The sequence below is a fragment of the Saccharomonospora marina XMU15 genome, assembly GCF_000244955.1.
Lineage (GTDB): Bacteria > Actinomycetota > Actinomycetes > Mycobacteriales > Pseudonocardiaceae > Saccharomonospora_A > Saccharomonospora_A marina.
On the sequence record NZ_CM001439.1, the window covers coordinates 2732453 to 2753370 of the forward strand.

Below are 20918 nucleotides of genomic sequence, written 5' to 3' on the forward strand. Positions count from 1 at the left end.
GGCGGGTGCGGGCGAATCCGTCGACCGACTGGGGTGGTCCGACTGCCGTGATCGCCAGTCGGCCGAGGTGATCAGCGGATGGCGTGTGCGACTGCTGCCGCGCGGTCTGCGACCTGGAGTTTGCGGTAGATGTGCTCGAGGTGCTTTTCCACGGTGCGCGGGCTGACGGCGAGCGCGCGGGCGATCGCCGCGTTGGTCCTGCCCACAGCGACCAGGTCCAGCACCTGTCGCTCGCGGGTGCTCAGTTCCAGCCCGGCGGACGGGGACGCGGTGGCCTCGCGACGTTGCGCGGCCCGGCGCAGGGCGGAGGTCATGGGGCCGCCCAGCAACGCGATCGCCGCATGTTCGGCGTCGGCGAAGGGCACGTCGACGCGGTGGAAGGCGATACCTACGACGAATTCCGCGGAAGGAACTACCGTGCAGGCGAGTCGGTGCCTCACCGGAACGGTTCCCCGGATACCGCGACGGCCGCAGAGTCGATGGAGTTCCGCGCGGCCGACGACGTCGCGAATCCGTAGGGCCTCGGTGTCGTCGGCCACCGGGAAACGCTCGAGCAGCGGTTCTCGGCCGAACCCGTCGGGCACGGCCGGGTTCGCGGCCGTGCCCGACGCGCAGCACAGATCAGCGCAGCCGACCACCCTCGCCGAAACGTCGATCTCGTTGTAGGTCAACACATTGCACGGGATCAGCCGGGCCAGTTGCGGCAGTGCGACGTCGGCGAAACGTGCGGTGTCGGTCAGGTCGGCCAGCGCGTCCACAACGGATACGCAGCGCCGCACGGTGTTCAGCGGAATGTACATGTCGTGTCTTCGTGCGATATGTGCGCGATCTACGTATCGACGCTCCTACTTCCCGGTGCTGAAGTCAAGGTGGACACCTTCGCAAAAAAGGAGGTCGAAATGACCAGAAAATATGTTGACTGTCGGGACACGCCGAGTGTCTCGGGGTGCACGCTCACCATGAGCGGGGAGGCGGACGAACTCGAGCGAGCCGCCGTGCTGCACGCCGTGGATGTGCACGGACACGTCGACGACGCGCGGTTGCGCGAGAGCGTGCGGGCCGGACTGCGAGACGAGCCGGTCGCCGACACCGAGCCCGGTGCGTTCATCCAGTTGATCGAGTTCAGCACGCAGCGAATCGACGAGGTGGAGACGCTGACCGCGGAGTGGGCCGAAGCCATCGGGGCCGACCGCACCGCCCGGTGGGCGCTGCTGGCGGCCGACCGCGACCGGCCGAACACCTACGTGGAGATCGTTGAGTTCCCCGGCTACGCCGAGGCGATGACGAACTCCGCTCACCCCGCGACCGCCCGGTTCGCCGAGCGGTTGGGCAAGCTCTGCGATGGTGAGGCACGGTTCGTCAACCTCGACGTCCGTACGACGACAAGGCTCTGAACAGCGGCGGAGATCGTGGCCGGGATCGTGGCCGGCTTCGTGGCACGCAGTCGTGGCCGTGGTGGCAGTCGCCGCCGCGGCCACAGTCTTGTCCGGGCTTGTCCGGGCGGGTCCGGGCTCGTGGGGTGGTGGCAGAACCGCCGAGACTTACTCCGTTCGCCGGATGCACTTATGTCGAAACTCGTCATAAGTTAGGCGGCGACAATCTTAGATATAGCCATGGGCATCGGAAGTGGGTAGGCGCCCGGCGGAATCCTTCGGCGCGGAAGGCGGCTAGCGGTGAACCGGACCTCGCAGCGGAAGCGGTACGCGGCGCCGCAGCGCCCACGTGACGCCTCGCCGCCCGGCTCGGCGCGGCCTTCAGCAGCCGGGTTGCCGCACGAGGCGGCTCGAACCCTTGCCCGTCCAGCGAACGGAGAGCCATGAGGCAGCAGCACGCTCGCACTACATTGCTCGGACGGAAGGTCTCGCGGCGCTCGATGCTGGCGGGCGCGGCCGCGGGTGTCGCCACGCCGGTCGTGGTCACGGCGGTGGGCGGTATGCCCGAGGCTCTCGCCGCCGAGTCCGCGAACAACGCGGGCGGCCGGACCAGGCGCGTCACGATGTACGCGCAGCCACTGCCGGACGGTCTGATCGGCTACGGCCTCTCGCCGGAGGAGGCGAGTGTGCCCGGCCCGGTGCTGGAGATCTGGGAGGGCGACGCCCTCGAGATCGAGTTGGTGAACAACACCGACAAGCGGCTCTCGATCCATCCGCACGGTGTGGACTACGGCGTCGACTCCGACGGCAGCCCGCTCAACGGTTCGTTCAACGAACCCGGCGAGACCCGCACCTACGTCTGGCGTACCCGCGCACCCGCCAAGGGGCCGGGCAACATGTGGCTGCCCGGCAGCGCGGGCTACTGGCACTACCACGACCACGCCATGGGCGGTGACCACGGCACCGAGGGACTGCGCAAGGGGCTCTACGGCGCGCTCGTCGTCCGGCGCAAGGGCGACATCCTGCCCGACCGGCAGTACACCGTGGTGTTCAACGACATGACCATCAACAACCGGGTCGCGCCGGACGTACCCGTGCTCGAGGCCAACCTCGGGCAGCGGGTGGAGTTCATCGCGATCGGGCACGGCAACAACTTCCACACCTTCCACCTGCACGCCCATCGCTGGGCGGACAACCGCACCGGCTACCTGGAGGGACCGAACGACCCGAGCCGGGTCGTCGACAACCGGGACCTCAACCCCGGTGACTCCTTCGGTTTCCAGGTCGTCGCGGGCGAGGGCGTCGGCCCCGGCGCCTGGATGTACCACTGCCACGTGCAGTTCCATTCCGACGGCGGGATGGCAGGTGTGTTCCTCGTCCGCAATGCCGACGGCAGCATGCCCGACGGCGCACAGGAGGCGCTCGACCGCTACCACAGGCACGGCGGCCAGTAGGCCCGGCACGCGAAAACCTCGATTAAGGAGTAGGGATGAGTCGAAGAGGATCATCAGCTCTACCCCGTGACGGGCGGGCGGGCCCGAAACCGTTACGGCACACCATGGCCATGCTGGCCACAACCGTGCTCACGCTGGGGCTGGCCACCATTCCCGCCACCGGCGTGTCGGCACAGCAGCCGACGCCCCCGGCCGAGCAGGACGCAGGCGGCGGCGTGAACGTGCTGCTGTTCCACGGACCGGCCGCCGAGCAGACCGACCCGGTCGACAAGGCGGCCGACGCGATCGAACGCCTCGCGGGCAGCGCCGGGATCAACGTCGACGAGGCCGTCGACCCGGGCGTGTTCACTGCCGACAACCTGCGCCGGTACCGCGGTGTCGTGTTCCTGTCCTCGGAGGGGGCCGAGTTGAACGCGGCGCAGGAAGCGGCGCTTCGAAGCCATGTGCAGGGCGGCGGCGGGTTCCTCGGCATCCGCGAGGCCGCCAAGGCGCAAGCCCGCTCCGACTGGTTCAGCGGACTCATCGGTGCCCGCCCCGCCGGTGCCCGCGCCCTCCCCGAGGAGGTCGTGGAGATCGACGCCAGCGGTGACAACCCGCCGAACGAGACCAAGGAAAAGCTCGTCGACGGTAAGGTCAACACCAAGTGGTTGACGTTCGAGCCGACCGGCTGGGTCACGATGAAGCTGGCCGAGCCCGCGGCGGTTTCCCGTTACGCGCTCACCTCGGCCAACGACTTCCCCGGCCGCGACCCCAAGGACTGGACGCTGAGCGCCTCCGCCGACGGGCAGAACTGGACCGAGCTGGACAGCCGCAGCGGGCAGACCTTTCCCGACCGGTTCCAGACCCGGCAGTTCGACATCGACAACACCGAGGCATACGAGTACTTCCGGTTCGACGTGAAGGCGAACAGCGGAGAGCCGCTGGTGCAGCTCGCCGAGCTGGAGCTGTTCACCCCGGACGCGGCACCACCACCCCCGCCACGGCCGCAGGAAGCGGTCGTGAGCGTGACCGACCGGCAGCACCCCGCCAACGAGGGGCTGCCACTGACCTGGACCCGCACCGACAAGTGGCTGAACTGGGACAGCAACCCGATCGGCGAGGTGCACACCGTCGCGCAGGTGCAGGAGCACACCTACGACCCGGGCAACAACGGCAACGGGGCGTTCCACCCCATCTCCTGGTGCCGCGACTACGACGGCGGCCGCTCCTTCTACACCGGAATGGGCGGGACCGAGGAAGGCTACGGCGAGCAGAAGTTCCTCGACCACCTGCTCGGTGCTCTGAAGTGGACCACCGGAGTGGTGCGCGGTGACTGCCAGGCCACCATCGCCTCCAACTACAAGATCGAGCGGTTGACGGGCAAGAACCAGCCGGGTCAGCTCGACCAGATCGGCGAGCCGCACGGTCTGACCATCGCCGACGACGGCACGGTGTTCTACGTCGGCAAGGCCGCGTGCCCCAGTGGCCCGATACCGAGTTGGGACGACCCCGACGTCGGCCTGGGCTGCGGCACCATTCACCAGTGGGACCCCGAGAGCAAGCAGGTCAAGCTGGTGACCACGCTGGAGGTGTTCGGCAACCGCGGCAGCGGTGACGAGCTGATCAAGAGCGAGGAAGGCCTGCTCGGCATCACCCTCGATCCCGACTTCGCGGACAACGGCTGGATGTACGTCTACTGGATGCCGCACGACTCCATCGACACCGACAACCGTATCGGCCGGCGAACGGTGTCGCGCTTCACCTACGACGCGCGTACCGACACGATCGATCTGGGTTCGCGCAAGGACCTGTTGCAGTGGGACACCCAGATCCACAGCTGCTGCCACGCCGGCGGTGGGATGGCGTTCGACAACGACGGCAACCTCTACATCGGGGTCGGCGACAGCAACTCCTCGCAGGGGTCCAGTGGCTACTCCGGAAACAACTGGACCAAGGACTACAAGGGAGTGTCGTTCCAGGACGCGCGGCGCACGTCCGGCAACACCAACGACCTCAACGGAAAGATCCTGCGGATCCACCCCGAGGACGACGGGACGTACACCATCCCGGAAGGCAACCTGTTCCCCGAGGCCGAGGACCCCGGTGACAAGACCAGGCCCGAGATCTACGTCATGGGCGTGCGCAACATCTCCCGGCTCGCCTACGACAAGGTCAACGACTGGCTGACAGCGGCATGGGTCGGCCCGGACGCCGGCGCGCCCAGCCCCGAACTGGGCCCGGCGAAGTACGAGACGGCGACGATCATCACGTCGGCGGGCAACCAGGGCTGGCCGTACTGCATGGGCAACCGGCAGCCCTACCGCGACCGCAGCAACACCGACGCCGAGATCCTGACCGGCTGGTACGACTGCGACAACCTGAAGAACGACTCGCCACGCAACACCGGGCTGGTCGACATCCCGCCCGCCCGCGACAACATGATCTGGTACTCGCCGCAGGGTGGCGGCCCGGTCTTCCCCGACCGCGCCGACGGCAGCGGCATCCCGACCTACAACGAGGAGGACGCCACCTACACCCAGCCGTACCTCACCGGTGGTTGCCAGGCCATCATGGACGGTCCCACCTACCACCGTTCGCAGGTGGCGGCTGACAGCGGGGTCGCATGGCCGGCCTACTGGGACAACAAGTGGTTCATCGGTGACGAGTGCAACCCCAACAACCGGGTCGCGGTGACGGTGAACCCGCAAGGGGTCGCCGAGCAGGCCCCGCCGCTGTTCGCCGAGGACCTGCGCAAGATCATCCGCTCGGGCGGCGGCAACGAGCAGTTGCAGAGCTGGATGGACGCGAAGTTCGGTCCGGACGGTGCGCTGTACCTGCTGGACTACGCGGGCGGCTTCTTCAGCCTGCACGACAACCAGAAGCTGATCCGCATCACCTACACCGGCGGTGAGCCGACGCCGAAGCCGACCGCATCGGTGACCGAGTTGCAGAACAAGCCGCTGACGATGGCCTTCACCGGCGAGCGGTCCGGTGGCGTGTCCTATCACTGGGACTTCGGCGACGGAGCCACCTCCGCCGAGGCCAACCCCGTGCACGCCTACGACTGGATCGGCACCTACACCGCGAAACTCACCGTGACCTACGCCGACGGTGAGAAGGTCACGACGACCCTCAAGGTCGACGTGGGGTGCTCGGTTCCGGACGACCGGTCGACGGTGTGGCTGCGTGACACCGACACCGGCGTCACCAACCACGACGTCGCGGGCGGTTGCACGGTGAACGACCTCATCGACGACGAGAGCACCTGGCGCAACCACGGTGACTTCGTCAGCCACGTCAGCGAGGTCGTCGACAGGCTGAAGCAGGACGGTGTGCTGACCGCAAGGGAGTCCGCCGCCCTGACCGGTGCCGCGGCGAAGTCCGACATCGGCAAGAAGTCCGACACCGGGTACGAGCCCATCTTCAACGGAACGGCGGAGTCGCTGCAGGGCTGGCAGCAGGCACCTGGCGGAAGCTTCCGGCTGCAGCCGGACGGCTCCATCCGTAGTTCCGGAGGGCTCGGCATGTTGTGGTACGCGGCCAAGGAGTACGGCGACTTCTCACTGAAGCTGCGGTTCCGCGACGTGTCACCGCAGGACCACCGCGCCAACAGCGGTGTGTTCGTCCGGTTCCCCGACCCGAGGACCCCGCAGGAGCAGCGGCCCGAATGCGCGAACACGGGAGCGGCGAAGGACTCCCATGCCTGGGTCGCGATCTACTGCGGACAAGAGGTGCAGATCTACGACGGTGCGCCGGGCGAGCCGCAGAAGACCGGGTCGATCTACAACTTCGATCCGGTGGCTCTCGACCAGGCCGGGGTCACCCCGAAACAGGAGTGGAACGACTACGAGATCAGGGTTGTCGGACAGCACTACACGATCATCCGCAACGGAGTGGTGATCAACGAGTTCGACAACACGCCGGGCAAGGAGTCCTCGCGGGCGGGTGATCCGCCGACGGACCTGCGCCAGTTCGCCAGCGGCTTCATCGGGCTGCAGAACCACGGCGACAGCGACCTGATCGAGTTCCGCAACATCCGGGTGCGGCCGCTGTAACCGAGCAAGCCTGCCGGCGCGGGTGGTCGCCATCCGCGCCGGCAGGCTCCCCAACCCCACTACCCGGCATGTGCGCCGGGAGCACGAGAGGTGCGGCACTTCGATGTATTCACGATTACCTTCCGCCACACCACGAAAACCCCGGCCGATCGCGCGCCTACGGGCCGCGGCGGGCCGGTTCGCCGTGGCGATACTGGGACTACTGGTGGCGACCTTGTGGCTGGCGCCCGCGTCGGCGGCACCGCGGACGCCGGAACCGGCGGCCGGGACCGCGCAGGCTCAGGTGCTGACCTGGACGGCCAACGACAGCATCACCTCCTACGCCTCCGCGCCGAGCACCGCGACGGCGGGGGCGGCGACCATCGTGTTCGAGAACAGCACGGCGACCGGCAACACCACCGGTCTGCCACACACGCTGACCTTCGACACCTCGACACCGGGCTACAACCACGACGTCGACGTCAACATCCTCGCCAGCCCCTTCGACGCCAACGAGGGCAGGTACGAGGTCAACGTCAACCTCTCACCCGGTGAGTACCGCTACTTCTGTGACATGCCGGGGCACGGTCAGATGACCGGTGTCCTTGTGGTCACCGGCGAGGGTTCGGACACCACGGCTCCCGAGGTGTCGGCCGAGGTGACCGGCCAGACCGACGACCAGGGCAACTACCTCGGTTCGGCGACCGTGTCCGTGACCGCGACCGACGCGGGCTCCGGCGTGGCGTCGGTGGAGTACGAGATCGACGACACGGGATTCCAGCCCTACACCGGCCCGGTGACGGTGGACCGGGTCGGTGACCATTCCGTGCAGTACCGGGCCACCGACAACGCGGGCAACACCTCACCGACCGGGTCGGTGCAGTTCAGCGTGGTGGAGCCGGATCCGGGTGACACGACGCCGCCCGAGGTGTCGGCCGAGGTCGGTGGTGAGACCGACGGGCAGGGCAACTACGTGGGTTCGGCGACGGTGACGGTCGCGGCCACGGACACCGGTTCCGGCGTGGCGTCGGTGGAGTACGAACTGGACGGTGGCGGCTTCCGGACCTACTCGGCTCCGGTGGTTGTGGACACCGAGGGTGAGCACGTCGTTCGGTACCGGGCCACCGACAACGCGGGTAACGTCTCCCAGTCGGGTTCGGTGTCGTTCACCGTGGTGCCGCCCGATCCGGGCGACACCACACCGCCACAGGTGACCGCCGAGATCGCGGGCGAGCGGGACGCGGGCGGCAACTACCTCGGTTCCGCGACCGTGACACTGGCCGCGCAGGACTCCGAGTCCCAAGTGGACAGCATCGAGTACGCGATCGGCGACGGCGCGTTCCAGGCCTACGCCGCACCGGTGACGTTCGACCAGCCGGGGGAGTACACGCTGCGGTACCGGGCGACGGACACCGCGGGCAACACCTCGCAGCCCGGGTCGGTCTCGTTCGCCGTGGTGGAACCGCCGCCCGACGACACCACGGCGCCCGAGGTGTCGGCCGAGGTCGGTGGTGAGACCGACGGGCAGGGCAACTACGTGGGTTCGGCGACGGTGACGATCTCGGCGAGTGACGCCGATTCCGGCATCGCCGCCGTCGAGTACGCCCTCGACGACGCGGCTTTCACCGAGTACACGCAGCCGATCGTGGTGAACCAGGCAGGCGAGCACACCGTGCGCTACCGAGCCAGCGACAACGCAGGCAACACCTCCGACGTGGGTTCGGTGGCGTTCACCGTGGTCGAAGCCGATCCAGGCGACTCCGCGCCGCCCGAGGTGTCGGCCGAGGTCGGTGGTGAGACCGACGGGCAGGGCAACTACGTGGGTTCGGCGACGGTGACGATCTCGGCGAGTGACGCCGATTCCGGCATCGCCGCCGTCGAGTACGCCCTCGACGACGCCCAGTTCCGGCTGTACGAGGGGCCGGTGACGGTGGACCGGCCCGGGGAGCACACGGTCCGGTACCGGGCTGTCGACAACGCGGAGAACACCGCAGAAGGTGCGGTGTCCTTCACCGTCGTCGCCGACCCGACGGACGCCTGCCCCGACTCCGACGAGCGGCCGACGGTGACGATCGGCGACGACGACACCGGCGTCGGCAACGTCGACACCGGCAACGGGTGCACCATCAACGACCTGATCGCCGAGGACGCCGAGTACGCCAACCACGGCGAGTTCGTCGATCACGTCCAGGAGTTGACCCGCGAACTGGTGGAGGCGGGCATCATCACGGACGGCGATCGTGGCCGCATCGTGAGCGCGGCGGCACGCTCCGACGTTGGCAAGTGAAGGGTGGTGCCGACATCGGTGGGTGAGTGACGGCGCGGCCACCGCGTGGTGGGCGTTCGGCGGCGACACCGTCGAACGCCCACCACCAGCCGCGCCCAAACCCGCGAGTCCCCCGCTCCTGCCCGCGAGTCCCCCGCTCCTGCCCGCGAGTTCTGCGTTCCCGTCCGCGACTGCTGCGTTCCTGCCCCGGAATCACGGCGACTCGGACACCCGAACCATCGCCTCCTGACCGACCGTGGCCAGAAGCTGGCCGGACCGGGTGAACAGCCTGCCCATCCCGAGCGCGCGAGCGTTGCCCGCGGCAGGACTCACGGTGTCGTAGAGCAGCCAACCGTCGAGATTCGCCGGACCGTGGAACCACATGGCGTGATCGAGACTCGCCGTCTTGACGTGCTGGGCGCTGTGGCGTAGCGAGTGGGCTCGCAACGCGGCGTGCATGATCGAGTAGTCGGAGAGATATGCCAGCAGCGCGGCGTGCAACAGCGGGTTCGGCGGCAGAGCCCCGGCGAGGCGGACCCACACCGCCGCGCGGGCTCGCCCGTCCGACCTGCCCTCGGCGCCCTCGGGGACCCGGCGCGCCTCGATCGGCCCTCCGGGCGAACCGAACGGGAAGCGAGTGGGCAACGAATCGGGCCCCGGTACGGCAGGCAACGAGTCCTGGTGACCGGGGCCGGAGGCCGGTTCCTGGAACGAGGCCAGCAGCTGGAAGATCGTCTTGCCGTACTGCACCGCCTCGACCCTGCGGGCCGCGAACGAGCGCCCGTCGCGAGTGCGGTCGACGGTGAACTCGATCGGTTCCGCCGGGTCGCCCGCGCGGACGAAGTAGGCGTGCAGTGAGTGGATGGTGGCGTTGTCCCGCACGGTGTGGCCTGCCGCGACCACCGACTGGGCGAGCAACTGGCCACCGAACACCCGGTGCGTCGGTAGTGGCTGGCTGCGACCGGAGAAGGTGTCGGGCGACATCCTTCGCAGGTCGAGCGCCGCGAGCACGTGGGCGAGGGACATCTCGGTCATCCGGGTTGCCTCTCGTCTCGAGGACAGTAGAACGATCTTAGATTCGAAGCGCGCGACGCAGGACTCGCGGGCGAGAGCGCAGGACTCGCGCTGGGGCGGGGGCGGGGCTCACGCCTTTCTTCGCTCGCGCCAGGCCTGGACGGCCTCCTCCACGTCGACCGGCCTCGCCCGCAGGGGCGGTCCCACCTGCGGGCCGCGATGAACCTGCCGGATGCGTTCGTTGAGATGTGCGACGATCTCACGCACCCCGGCTTCCGACCGCTCCCGCGACAGCCTTGCGGGTAGCTCCTCGATCTCCTTTGCCACCGCCAGCGACGGCGGCAGCAGCGCGGAGCCGTCGACGTTCTCACGTTCGAGCTTGCGCGCGAACCAGTCGAGCCGGTCCTTCGGCCCCTGCGGCAGCGGCTTGCCCGCACCGGGAAGGTTGTCGAACTCGCCCCGCTGCTGGGCGAGTCGGATCTGGCGCTCGACCCAGCTCTCGAAAGACACGCCCGGCGGCTTGCGTTCGGTCATGTCCCGACGGTACCGCCGGCGACGCCGAGGGCGACCTGCGTGGCGCGCCGGGTCTGCGAGCCAATAGCCTGTCCGACCGGCCGGAAACGAGCGCGAAGCGAGGATCGATGACGAAGGTGGCCCTGGACAACGACGGCGGCAGGTGGAAGCTGACGCTGACCGACCCGGAGCGGCGCAACTGCCTCGACGAGCAGATGTGCGCGGAACTGGGCTCCGCGATCTCGACCGTGGCCTCCGACCCCGCGGCGCGGACCCTGGTCGTCGCCGGGCAGGGAAAGGCGTTCTGCGCGGGTGCCGACCTGCCCGCGCTGTTCGGCCATGCCGCCGACGCGAAGGTCGGCGAACTGCGGGAGCACCTTCACCGGGTCTACGACAGCTTCCTGCGGCTGCGCGCGTTGAAGATCCCGACGATCGCCGCCGTGCAGGGGCCCGCGGTGGGCGCCGGGTTGAACCTGGCCATGGCCTGCGACGTGCGGATCGCGGGCCCCTCGGCGTCGTTCGCGGCGACGTTCTCCAAGATCGGCCTGCATCCGGGAGGCGGCTGCACGTGGTTCCTGGTCGACGCGCTGGGCCCGCAGCGGGCGCTGGCGATGCTGCTGGACGGGGGCGCGCTCGACGGCCCGGCCGCGGTACGGGAAGGCCTCGCGCTGGAACTCGCCGACGATCCGCTCGCCGCGGCCGAGGAGCGAGCCCAGCGGTGGGCGGAACTGGACCCCGCGCTGGCCAGGGACATCAAGTCCGCGGTGGGGGTGGCCAGGACCGGCGACTTCGGGGCGACGCTGGAGTTCGAGTCGTGGGCGCAGGCGTCCTCCGCCACCGGGCCCGCCATCCAGGAGACCGTCGCGCGGTTCCGAAAGTCCTGAACCGGCGCCTACGATAGTTCATGTGCTAACCAATTCCGTCGGTGGCGAGGGCGAACCGGACCTGGACTTCTGGTCCTTCGTCGCCCTGGCCAACCGCAGGCTGGCCACCGAGTACGGCTTCAGCCACCAGTCGGCCACCGAGGTCCTGCTGACACTGAACAGGGCCTCGAACATCGTCACCTACGACCTCGAGGCGTCGGTGCACCGGCCGAGGGGACGGTCGTGGTCGGCGTTTCGGCTGCTGTTCGTCACCTGGCTCGCCGGGCCGCTCGAGGCCAAGAAGGCGGCCGAACTCACCGGCATGAGTCGCGCGGCCGTGTCCAATCTTGGTAAGGCCCTCGTCGCCGACGGCCTGCTGGAGCGCACTCCCGGCACGCACGACGGCAGGTCGGTGCTGCTGTCGTTGACCGAGGCGGGCCTGCGCGAGATGGTCGAGGTGTTCGGCGAGCACAACGAGCGCGAGCACGAATGGGCGAGCGTGCTCACCGAAACGGAGCAGCGGATCCTGGTGCTGCTGCTGAACAAGCTGATCACCAACCGCGACCAGTTCGACGTGCGTGGCCGCAACTGAGCACGGCTCTTGACTCAGGTAGTCAACACATTAACTATATGGGGAGGGTGCGCGGTCACTCGCGCCCCCGACCGACAGCAAGGAGGCCAGCCATGGCGTACTACCGGCAGGTCGGCGCGGTGCCCCCGAAGCGTCACACCCAGCACCGTGACAGCGAGGGACGGCTCCACTTCGAGGAACTGATGGGGGAGGAGGGCTTCTCCTCCGACTCCTCGCTGCTGTACCACCGCAACATCCCGTCGGCGATCGTCGACTCGCGGTCGTGGGAACTGCCCGACCAGACGACGACGCCCAATCACCCGCTGCGACCCAGGCACCTGCGGCTGCACGAACTGTTCCCCAAACAGACGTGGTCGGACACCGACGTGGTCACCGGCCGCAGGCTGATCCTCGGCAACGCCGACGTGCGGATCTCCTACGTGGTGTCCACTCAGGACTCGCCGCTTTACCGGAACGCCACCGGCGACGAGGTCGTCTATGTCGAGTCGGGTCAGGCGACGGTGGAGACGGTGTTCGGCGCGATCGAGGCGAGGGCAGGCGACTACGTCGTCATCCCGACCTCGACCACACACCGCTGGTTGCCGCACGGGGAGGGGCCACTGCGCGCCTACGCGATAGAGGCCAGCAGCCACGTGTCGCCGCCGAAACGCTACCTGTCACGCTTCGGCCAGCTGCTGGAGCACGCGCCCTACTGCGAGCGCGACCTGCACGGCCCGACGGAACCCTTGGCGGGCGAGGGCACCGACGTCGAGGTCTACGTCAAGCACCGGGCGGGCGGCGCGCTGGTCGGCACTCGCATGGTCTACCCGCAGCACCCGTTCGACGTGGTCGGCTGGGACGGTTGCCTGTACCCGTTCACCTTCAGCGTCCACGACTTCGAACCGATCACCGGACGCGTGCATCAGCCTCCGCCGGTGCACCAGGTGTTCGAGGGAAACAATTTCGTGGTGTGCAACTTCGTGCCGCGCAAGGTGGACTACCACCCGCTCTCGATCCCGGTACCCTACTATCACTCCAATGTGGACTCCGATGAGATCATGTTCTACTGCGGTGGCGACTACGAGGCCCGCAAGGGATCGGGAATCGGGCAGGGATCGGTTTCCGTGCACCCCGGCGGCTACGCGCACGGTCCGCAGCCCGGAGCCTACGAGCGAAGCATCGGCGTCGAGTTCTTCGACGAGCTGGCGGTGATGGTCGACACCTTCCGCCCACTCGAACTCGGCGAGGGTGGCCTTGCCTGCGAGGACCCCGGGTACGCCTGGACCTGGTCCGGCAGGGGACCCGACACGTGAGCGCGCTGCCCGCGTTCGCCACGAGGCTGTGCGACGACGCCGCGGTGTTCCCTCCCGGCATGATGCCGCTGGCGGAGGCGGTGCCCGCTCACGCGGCGCACCGCGCGGCACGCTACGGCGGGTTGGTCGGGCCGCTCGTGGTCGCGGCGCCCGCGCTGGCGCAGTTGCAGACGTTGCTCGGACGCGATCAACTCGAGCTGGCGGTGACCGCGCCCGAAGGGCCGGGGCAGGCCGCGGCGGCCGTCGCCGCCTCGGCGAAGCTGCCGGTGCGGTTGCGCGCACTGGAGATCGCGGTTCCCCCGGAGTTGGAGCTCGCGCGGCTGCCTTCCGTGCTGCGCGAGGCCCGGTTGGACACGGCCTGGTCGGACGACGTCGGCGCCGAGGTGTTCCTGGAGATCCCTCGCGACGCGCGGCGCGACGGCGTGCTCGCGGTGTGCGCCGAACGAGGATGGAAGGCGAAGTTTCGCACCGGTGGGGTGCGCGCCGAACTGCACCCGGGCGAAGCCGAACTGGCGAGCGCGGTCGTCGCGGCGGTACGCGCCGGCGTGCCGTTCAAGGCCACGGCCGGGTTGCACCATGCCATCCGCAACACCGACCCGGAAACCGGATTCGAACAACATGGCTTTCTGAACCTGTTGCTTGCGACCGACGCCGCGGCCCACGGCGCCGACGAACAGCGGGTGGTCGCCGTGCTCGCCGACCGCGACGCGGCTGCCGTCGCTGCCGGGGTGCGTGCGCTCGGCGAGGCTCGCGGCATGGCCGTGCGTGAGCTGTTCGTGTCGTTCGGAACCTGCAGTATCACCGAACCGATCGCGGAACTGGTGGCGCTGGGGCTGCTGCCCGGTTCCATACTCAGTGAAGGAGTCAGTGCGTGACGAGGATCGCCGTGCCGGAGGGCTCGCTGTTCGGACTCGCCAACCTGCCCTACTGCGTGTTCTCCCCACCCGGCGGCACGCCACGCGTCGGGGTGCGGGTGGCCGACTCGGTGGTGGACCTGGCGGCGACCCTGCGCGACGAGGAGTTCGCCGAGCCGTCGCTGAACGCCTTCATGGCACAGGGCCGAGCACGCTGGAACGAGGTTCGGGAGCGGATCACCGAACTGGTGTCGGGCGAGCTTCCCGATGCGGCCGTGCACGCGGTTTCGGACGTGAAGCTGCGGCTGCCCTTCGAGGTCGCCGACTACGTGGACTTCTACGCCTCCGAGCACCACGCCTCCAACCTCGGCAGGTTGTTCCGTCCCGACGCGGAGCCACTGCTGCCCAACTGGAAGCATCTGCCGGTCGGCTACCACGGTCGCTCCGGCACAGTCGTCGTGTCGGGAACGGACATCGTGCGCCCGAGCGGCCAACGCAAGGCCCCTGATGAGGACACGCCGACCTTCGGTGAATCGCGGCGGCTTGACATCGAGGCCGAACTCGGATTCGTCGTCGGCGTGGGCTCCGAACTCGGCGGCACCGTGTCCTGCACCGACTTCGCCGAGCACGTCTTCGGCGCGGTGCTGGTCAACGACTGGTCCGCTCGCGACATCCAGGCATGGGAGTACGTGCCGCTCGGACCGTTCCTCGGCAAGAGCTTCGCCACCTCCATCTCGCCGTGGGTGGTGCCGATGGCGGCGTTGGAGGCGGCAAGGGTGCCAACCCCGCCGCAGGACCCGCCGCCGCTGCCGTACCTGCGTGGCGGCGAGTCGTGGGGGCTGGACATCGACCTGTCCGTGGTGTGGAACGGCGAGGAGGTCGCCCGGCCGCCGTACCGCGAGATGTACTGGTCACCCGCACAGATGCTGGCGCACCTCACCTGTAACGGCGCGTCCTGCCGCACGGGTGACCTCTACGCGTCGGGCACCGTCTCCGGCCCCCGACGTCACGAGCGGGGAGCGTTCATCGAGCTCACCTGGGGCGGCAAGGAGCCCGTCGAGGTGGCGGGTCAGCAGCGCACGTTCCTGCTCGACGGCGACGAGGTGGCCATCTCGGCGACCGCCGCAGCGGTCGACGGCGGGCGGATCGGGTTCGGCGAGGTGCGCGGCCGGATCCTGCCGGCCTGAGTGCGCTCTCCTCTGCGAGTCCCCCGTTCCTGCCCGCGAGTTCTGCGTTCCTGCCCGCGAGTTCTGCGTTCCTGCCCGCGAGTCTCCCGTTCCTGCCGGCGAGTTCTGCGTTCCTGCCCGCGAGTTCTCCTTGGGTTCCTGCCCGCGAGCTCCGCGGTGCTGCGCTGCTGGTGTACCTGCGGGTCGCCCAGCCGGCGACCCTGACCGTCAACGAGCGTCTCGGTCCGCTTCGTCGCCGGTGTCCGGCTCGGCGGACTGATCGGGTTCCACGTTGGTGGGTCCGAATCCGGGCGCCGGTCGCGGCGCGCCGCGGCCAGGGTCGGCCGCGGCGATCTCCTCTTCCGGTTGCGGGTTCGGTTCGAACGGGGCAGTCGTCATGTTCGACGGTTACCCGGTTGGCGTCCCGGCATACCTTCGAACCCCAACGCAGGACCCGCGGGCGAGAGTGCAGGACTCGCGGGCGAGAGTGCAGGACCCGCGGGCGAGAGTGCAGGACTCGCCGACGGGAACGGGGGACTCGCGCGCGGGGTGGGTCAGCTGTCGACGTTGTCGTGGAGGCGCTCGCGTAGCTTCGCGAGGTCGACCTCCCGCACGCTTGACTCGCCCGCCAGGTCCAGTGCGTGCGCGGCGCCGAAGCCCATCGCGGCGCACGGTCCCATCACCCGCACGCTGGAGAGCGCGGCGGCGTCCCCGTCCACGCACCGGCCCGCCGCCACCAGATTGTCCGCGCCGACGGGGGTCAGACTGCGCAGCGGAACGTAGTGCACGTGCTCGGGGTCGAAGGTCTCCCACACATACCCTTCGATCCGGTCGTGCAACTCGATGGGCCACGCGGTGCGCGCCACCGAGTCCTCGAAGCGCACCCCGGTGCGCACCTCGTCCACCGTGAGCTGATGCTCCGAGGCGATCCACCTGGTCTGCCTGCGGCCGGGCAGGCCGTACAGCCGCACCCTCGCGTCGGCGAAGGCCTCGGGAAACTCCGCGCGCAGGAACTCCACCACGCGGTCGGCCTGCGCGCGCCCCTCCAACTGCGCCCGCGCGGCGGGCACGGCCCGAAGTGGCGCCTCGACGTGCGTCATGTTCATCACCGCCGTGTCGCGGCCGGGGAAGAAGAACGCGAGACCGTCGCGGCGTACCAGGCCGTACTGCTCGGCCTTCTCCGCCACCCGGGCGGTGAGCTCGGCGTGGGTGGGTTTGTGTTCTTCCCGCAGGTTCTCCAGGCGGATCTGCTGTGAACCCCAGATGGTGCGCTCCGGGACGCGGCACGGCAGTCCCGCCTCCCACGTCAGTGCCGCGTCGCCGCTGGCGTCGACGAAGCCACTCGCCCGTACCCGAACCGTCCCGTGCCTGGTGGCGAAGGTGGCGTCGGTGAGTCTCCCGCCGTCCGTCCCGACCTGGAGCACCGAACCGCCGAGCACCACCTGGATGTCCAGTGACCGCACCAGGTTCTCGATCCAGCGGCCCAGCACGACCTCGTCGTAGCTCACGGTCATCGTGTGGCCTCGATTGAAATGGATGTCACCGCTGCTACCGAGGTCTTCGAACATCGGGTCGAAGATGCCGTGGGTGAGCTGCCGATACCCGGGCCCGTTGCCGTACACGCCGCAGAACAGGCCGATGAGCGAGTTGACGCACTGCCCGCCGAGCACGGGCAGCGCGTCGACGAGTACGACGGAGCGGCCGAGGTTGCGCGACTCGACGGCTGCGGACAGCCCCGCGATACCGGCCCCGACGACGCAGACGTCGGCCGTGAGGTCCTCCGTGGACCCAACGGGTGGCTTGGTGACGGTGTTGACCCGCAGCTCGGTGAGCTCATGTGGCATATTCGTGTCCCTTTTGGACGTCTGGTGTGTGTGGTTTCTCAGGCGTTGAGGTCGTGTTGGTAGACGGATTCGTGCCAGGGGATGAAGAAGCGTTTGAGGGTGTTGATGAGGAAGTAGAGGGTGAGGCCGAGTGTGGAGAGGAGGATGATGACGGCGAAGAGGGCGGGGGCGTTGAGTTCGTTGAGGGTGCGGACGATGAGGTAGCCGAGTCCTTCGTTGCCGCCGAGGTATTCGCCGACGATGGTGCCGATGATGGCGAAGACGATGCCGACTTCCATGCCGGTGAAGACGTAGGGGAGGGTGCTTTTGAGTTCGAGGTGGGTGAAGGTTTGCCAGCGGTTGGCGTTGAGGGTTTTCATGACGTCGTGTTGGCCGGGTTGGACGGAGCGGACGCCGAGTTGGACGTTGAGCATGATGGGGAAGAAGGCGAGCATGGCGGCCATGATGATTTTGGAGGTCATGCCGAAGCCGAACCAGATGACGAACAGGGGGATGAGGGCGACTTTGGGGATGACTTGGGAGGCGACGATGATGGGGCGGAGGCTGCGTTCCATCCAGGGGATTTTGCCGAGGATGGCGCCGGTGGTGATGCCGGTGGCGAGGGCGATGGTGAAGCCGGTGAGGGTTTCGGTGGCGGTGATTTGGGCGTGGTGCCAGGTTTGGGGGTCGGTGGCGAGGTCGGTGAGGGTGGCGAGGACGGTGAGGGGTCGGGGGAGGACGAGTTCGGAGAGGTTGTTGAGGCGGACGAAGAGGTCCCAGGTGGTGAAGAGGGTGAGGAGGAGCAGGGGGGTGGTGATCCAGGGGAGGAGTTTGGTCAGGCGTGGGTTGGTCATGGTTGGTCCTGGCCGTCGAGGGCGTGGCGGAGGTGGCGGGCGATGGCGCCGAAGGCGGGTTCGGTTTGGAGGTCGATGTGGCGGGGTCGGGGGAAGGGGATGGTTTGGGTGTCGGCGATGCGGCCGGGTCGGGGGGTGAGTTGGATGACGCGGTCGCCGAGGAAGACGGCTTCGGTGATGTCGTGGGTGATGAAGACGACGGTGGCGTGGGCGGCTTGGGTGATGCGTTGGAGTTCGAGGTTCATGCGTTCGCGGGTGAGGGCGTCGAGGGCGCCGAAGGGTTCGTCCATGAGGAGGAGGGTGGGGTGGGTGGACAGGGCGCGGGCGATGGCGACGCGTTGGCGCATGCCGCCGGAGAGTTCGCGGGGGTAGGCTTTTTCGTATCCGGCGAGGCCGACGAGTTCGGCGAGTTCGTGGGCGCGGTGGTGTCGGGTGGTTTTGGGGTCGCCGCGGAGTTTGAGGGGGAGGGCGATGTTGTCGGCGACGGAGTACCAGGGGAAGAGGTTGGCTTCTTGGAACACGACGCCGAGTTGGGAGACCACGGAGGTGTCCACGCGGGTGCCGTTCCACAGGGAGCGGCCCTCGATGAGGATCTGTCCGGTGGTCGGGGCCAGCAGCCCGGCCAGCATCCGCAGCAGGGTGGTCTTGCCGCAGCCTGAGCGGCCGATCACCGACACGAACTCGCCATCGGAAATGGACAGGTTGATATCCGCCAACGCATGCGTATACGCACGCCGTGTCCGAAACTCCTTGTCAACACCCACCAACTCCAACTTCGGCGGAACGTGACCGTCGCTCGTCGCGGGTACCGCTCGTGTCGTCTCGGTGTCCGGTGTGGACATCAGACTCACCTTTCTCACGATTTGGTTTGGGGCAGCAGGCTGTTGTCGAACCAGGAGGCGGCGTCCTTGCCCGGCTTGGCGATGCCCGCCGCGGTGAGCTCCTCGTATCCGGCGACCCAGGCGTTCTCGTCGGTGACGAGCAACGGCTTCGAGGGATCGCCGCCGGTCCACAGGTCCCGCATCACGGTCAGGCTCTGTTTCGCGATCTTGTTGTCGTCGAGGGTGGCGAACGAGTAGTGCTCCCGCAGCTTCGCGATCGTCTCGTCCAGCGTGGTGTCGGCGACCACCGCGGCGAGTGCGTCGTGGATGCCCGCCAGGAACGCCTTCAACATGTCCGGATCGGACTGGATCACGTCCTTGGTGGCGACGTAGACCTGCGAGTCGGACTTGACGACGGTTCCCGGGTCGAACACTCCGGCGTCGTCGTGCTGCGACAGCACGATGTTGGAGGTGTCGATGCTGACGACGTAGCCGGCGATGCGGCCCTGCTGCACCAGGTTGAACGTGCCCGGCGTCAGGCCGGTGACCTGCTTGCGAACCCGACCGGGGTCGATGCCCGCGTTCGCCAGCACCAGCGAGACCACTTTGGAACTGGTGCCGCCCTCCGAGGGCACCCCCATGGTTTTGCCGACGAAGTCCTCCGGCTTGGTCAGCGGATCACTCTTGCTGTACATGAACCGCAGTGACGAGCCGCGGGTGAGCGTGCCGATGTTGACCAGTGGCTGCCCGCTCTCGGCCACCGCCGTCATCACGTCGATCTGCCCGAGCCTGGTGACCGGGCCGGTGCCGGCCAGCAGGGTCTGCATCGCCTGCGGGGAGCCCTTGACCGGCTGCAACTGCACGTCCAGCCCGTGCTTGGCGAAATGACCGCCCGCGACCGCGAGCAGTTCGGGCGCCATCGACAGCGTTTCCAACGGCAGGTAGCTGAGGAACGTGATCGCTTCGCCCTCACCGCCTGCACCCGCGGGCTCCGAGCCGCACGCGGTGAGCAGGGTGGGACCGGCGGCCACGGCGGCCGTGGCGAGTGCGGAGCGTTTGAGGAATGACCTGCGCGACAACGCGGAAAGGGGCAGTGCCGAAAGGGACCGGGGGTAGCTGGGCACGATGTTGTCTCCTGTCTCTGCCGTGCCGATCACCACTCTGTGACCGGCACGGCAGAGGTTCGCCCCCACGGGTTGGGTGCTGCTACCCACCTTTCCGGATATCGGAAGACGGGTGCGGCAGCGGCGGTCTCGTCGCCCCGAGCGCCCGGGAGATGCCTCGAGCGGTGGCTTGCACCAGGTGTCCGAGGCCGGGCCCGTGCGACTCGGTGTGCGGCACGATCAGCGACAGCGCGGCGACCACCGTGTCGTCGCGGCCGTAGATGGGGGCGGCGACGGACACGTACTCCGGGTCGATCTGCCGGTCGCTGACCGCGTAGCCGTTGCGCCGCACGTCGGCCAGCACCTCACGAAGCTCCCGCTCGCTGGAGTAGGTGTGTGGCGTGTAGGGCTCCAGCGGCCTGCTCAGTACCTCCTGCTGCACCTCGACGGGGGCGTGGGCGAGCAAAACCAGGCCCACCGCGGTGGCGTGCAGCGCGTAGCGGCCACCGACACGCGGGCGCGCGCTCGCCCGCTCCGGACTGACGAACCGCTCGACGAACACCACCTCGTCGTCGGTGCGCACCGCCAGATGCACACCACGGTGCGTGGTCTCGTAGAGATCCTGCATGAACGGCAGTGCGATGCGCTGCAACCCCACCGAGCGCGGGGCCAGCGCGGCGATCTCCCACAGCCGCAGCCCGACGCGGTAGTTGCCGTTGTCGTCTCGTTCCAGCGCGCCCCACTCGTACAGTTCGCCCACGATGCGGTGGGTGGTGGTCAGCGGTACGCCCGCGCGGCGGCTGAGCTCGGACAGGCTCAGCCCGTCGGCGGCATCGGAGAAGGTGTCGAGGATGCGCAGGGCCCGCCGCAGCACGGAGCGGCGCTGGGTTGACATGCCGGTGAGTCTCGATGAGCAC

18 protein-coding genes are annotated in these 20918 nt (G+C 68.6%); 9 read left to right on the forward strand and 9 right to left on the reverse strand.

The features are described 5' to 3' along the window. Window positions 1–71 precede the first annotated feature (71 nt). Window positions 72–800: a helix-turn-helix transcriptional regulator gene (locus SACMADRAFT_RS30905; RefSeq protein ID WP_009154269.1), complete on the reverse strand. Its 729-nt coding sequence runs from the start codon at window positions 798–800 to the stop codon at window positions 72–74. Between the two features lie 99 nt (window positions 801–899). On the opposite strand from SACMADRAFT_RS30905, the gene SACMADRAFT_RS12935 reads away from it, so the two are divergent. From SACMADRAFT_RS12935 to SACMADRAFT_RS12950, 4 genes are all read left to right on the forward strand, one after another. Next, window positions 900–1394: a DUF1059 domain-containing protein gene (locus tag SACMADRAFT_RS12935; RefSeq protein WP_009154270.1), complete on the forward strand. Its 495-nt coding sequence runs from the start codon at window positions 900–902 to the stop codon at window positions 1392–1394. A gap of 479 nt (window positions 1395–1873) precedes the next feature. Next, entirely contained in the window at window positions 1874–2827 is a 954-nt protein-coding gene (locus SACMADRAFT_RS12940) for a multicopper oxidase domain-containing protein (RefSeq protein ID WP_009154271.1), read from the forward strand. Window positions 2828–2862: 35 nt separating this feature from the next. Continuing rightward, window positions 2863–6861, forward strand: coding sequence for a ThuA domain-containing protein (locus SACMADRAFT_RS12945; RefSeq protein WP_009154272.1), 3999 nt, complete (start codon window positions 2863–2865; stop codon window positions 6859–6861). A 103-nt stretch (window positions 6862–6964) separates the two neighbouring features. After that, the gene (locus SACMADRAFT_RS12950; RefSeq protein ID WP_009154273.1) at window positions 6965–9127 is read left to right on the forward strand and encodes an OmpL47-type beta-barrel domain-containing protein; all 2163 of its coding nucleotides are present in this window, start codon (window positions 6965–6967) and stop codon (window positions 9125–9127) included. A gap of 192 nt (window positions 9128–9319) precedes the next feature. On the opposite strand, the gene SACMADRAFT_RS12955 is transcribed toward SACMADRAFT_RS12950, so the two are convergent. Together SACMADRAFT_RS12955 and SACMADRAFT_RS12960 are read right to left on the reverse strand one after the other, a co-directional pair. Continuing rightward, window positions 9320–10141, reverse strand: a complete 822-nt coding sequence (locus SACMADRAFT_RS12955) for an acyl-CoA thioesterase (protein WP_009154274.1) — start codon at window positions 10139–10141, stop codon at window positions 9320–9322. Window positions 10142–10249: 108 nt separating this feature from the next. Continuing rightward, the gene (locus tag SACMADRAFT_RS12960) at window positions 10250–10654 is read right to left on the reverse strand and encodes a DnaJ family domain-containing protein (protein WP_009154275.1); all 405 of its coding nucleotides are present in this window, start codon (window positions 10652–10654) and stop codon (window positions 10250–10252) included. A 107-nt stretch (window positions 10655–10761) separates the two neighbouring features. On the opposite strand from SACMADRAFT_RS12960, the gene SACMADRAFT_RS12965 reads away from it, so the two are divergent. The 5 genes from SACMADRAFT_RS12965 to fahA all read left to right on the forward strand — a co-directional run bounded on the left by SACMADRAFT_RS12965 (window position 10762) and on the right by fahA (window position 15421). Beyond that, window positions 10762–11517 (forward strand): enoyl-CoA hydratase, encoded by a 756-nt coding sequence (locus SACMADRAFT_RS12965; protein WP_009154276.1) that lies wholly within the window; start codon window positions 10762–10764, stop codon window positions 11515–11517. A gap of 22 nt (window positions 11518–11539) precedes the next feature. Further along, window positions 11540–12088 (forward strand): MarR family winged helix-turn-helix transcriptional regulator, encoded by a 549-nt coding sequence (locus SACMADRAFT_RS12970; RefSeq protein WP_009154277.1) that lies wholly within the window; start codon window positions 11540–11542, stop codon window positions 12086–12088. 92 nt (window positions 12089–12180) lie between these two features. After that, window positions 12181–13380, forward strand: coding sequence for a homogentisate 1,2-dioxygenase (locus tag SACMADRAFT_RS12975; RefSeq protein WP_009154278.1), 1200 nt, complete (start codon window positions 12181–12183; stop codon window positions 13378–13380). After that, window positions 13377–14255: a hypothetical protein gene (locus SACMADRAFT_RS12980; RefSeq protein WP_009154279.1), complete on the forward strand. Its 879-nt coding sequence runs from the start codon at window positions 13377–13379 to the stop codon at window positions 14253–14255. The genes SACMADRAFT_RS12975 and SACMADRAFT_RS12980 overlap by 4 nt, the downstream gene beginning before the upstream one ends. Further along, window positions 14252–15421 (forward strand): fumarylacetoacetase, encoded by a 1170-nt coding sequence (fahA, locus tag SACMADRAFT_RS12985; RefSeq protein WP_009154280.1) that lies wholly within the window; start codon window positions 14252–14254, stop codon window positions 15419–15421. Before SACMADRAFT_RS12980 ends, fahA begins: the two co-directional genes overlap by 4 nt. Window positions 15422–15628: 207 nt before the next feature. On the opposite strand, the gene SACMADRAFT_RS30395 is transcribed toward fahA, so the two are convergent. From SACMADRAFT_RS30395 to SACMADRAFT_RS13010, 6 genes are all read right to left on the reverse strand, one after another. Continuing rightward, a complete protein-coding gene (locus tag SACMADRAFT_RS30395; RefSeq protein WP_198285973.1) occupies window positions 15629–15799 on the reverse strand; it encodes a hypothetical protein in 171 nt (56 codons plus the stop codon). Between the two features lie 155 nt (window positions 15800–15954). Then, window positions 15955–17244, reverse strand: coding sequence for an FAD-dependent oxidoreductase (locus SACMADRAFT_RS12990; protein WP_009154281.1), 1290 nt, complete (start codon window positions 17242–17244; stop codon window positions 15955–15957). A gap of 38 nt (window positions 17245–17282) precedes the next feature. Next, complete coding sequence (locus SACMADRAFT_RS12995; RefSeq protein ID WP_009154282.1) at window positions 17283–18077, reverse strand: ABC transporter permease; 795 nt, start codon at window positions 18075–18077, stop codon at window positions 17283–17285. Beyond that, the gene (locus SACMADRAFT_RS13000) at window positions 18074–18919 is read right to left on the reverse strand and encodes an ABC transporter ATP-binding protein (protein ID WP_009154283.1); all 846 of its coding nucleotides are present in this window, start codon (window positions 18917–18919) and stop codon (window positions 18074–18076) included. The genes SACMADRAFT_RS12995 and SACMADRAFT_RS13000 overlap by 4 nt, the downstream gene beginning before the upstream one ends. Before the next feature lie 14 nt (window positions 18920–18933). Further along, the gene (locus tag SACMADRAFT_RS13005; protein WP_009154284.1) at window positions 18934–20022 is read right to left on the reverse strand and encodes an ABC transporter substrate-binding protein; all 1089 of its coding nucleotides are present in this window, start codon (window positions 20020–20022) and stop codon (window positions 18934–18936) included. Window positions 20023–20104: 82 nt separating this feature from the next. Continuing rightward, complete coding sequence (locus tag SACMADRAFT_RS13010; RefSeq protein ID WP_009154285.1) at window positions 20105–20896, reverse strand: IclR family transcriptional regulator; 792 nt, start codon at window positions 20894–20896, stop codon at window positions 20105–20107. Window positions 20897–20918: the final 22 nt, after the last annotated feature.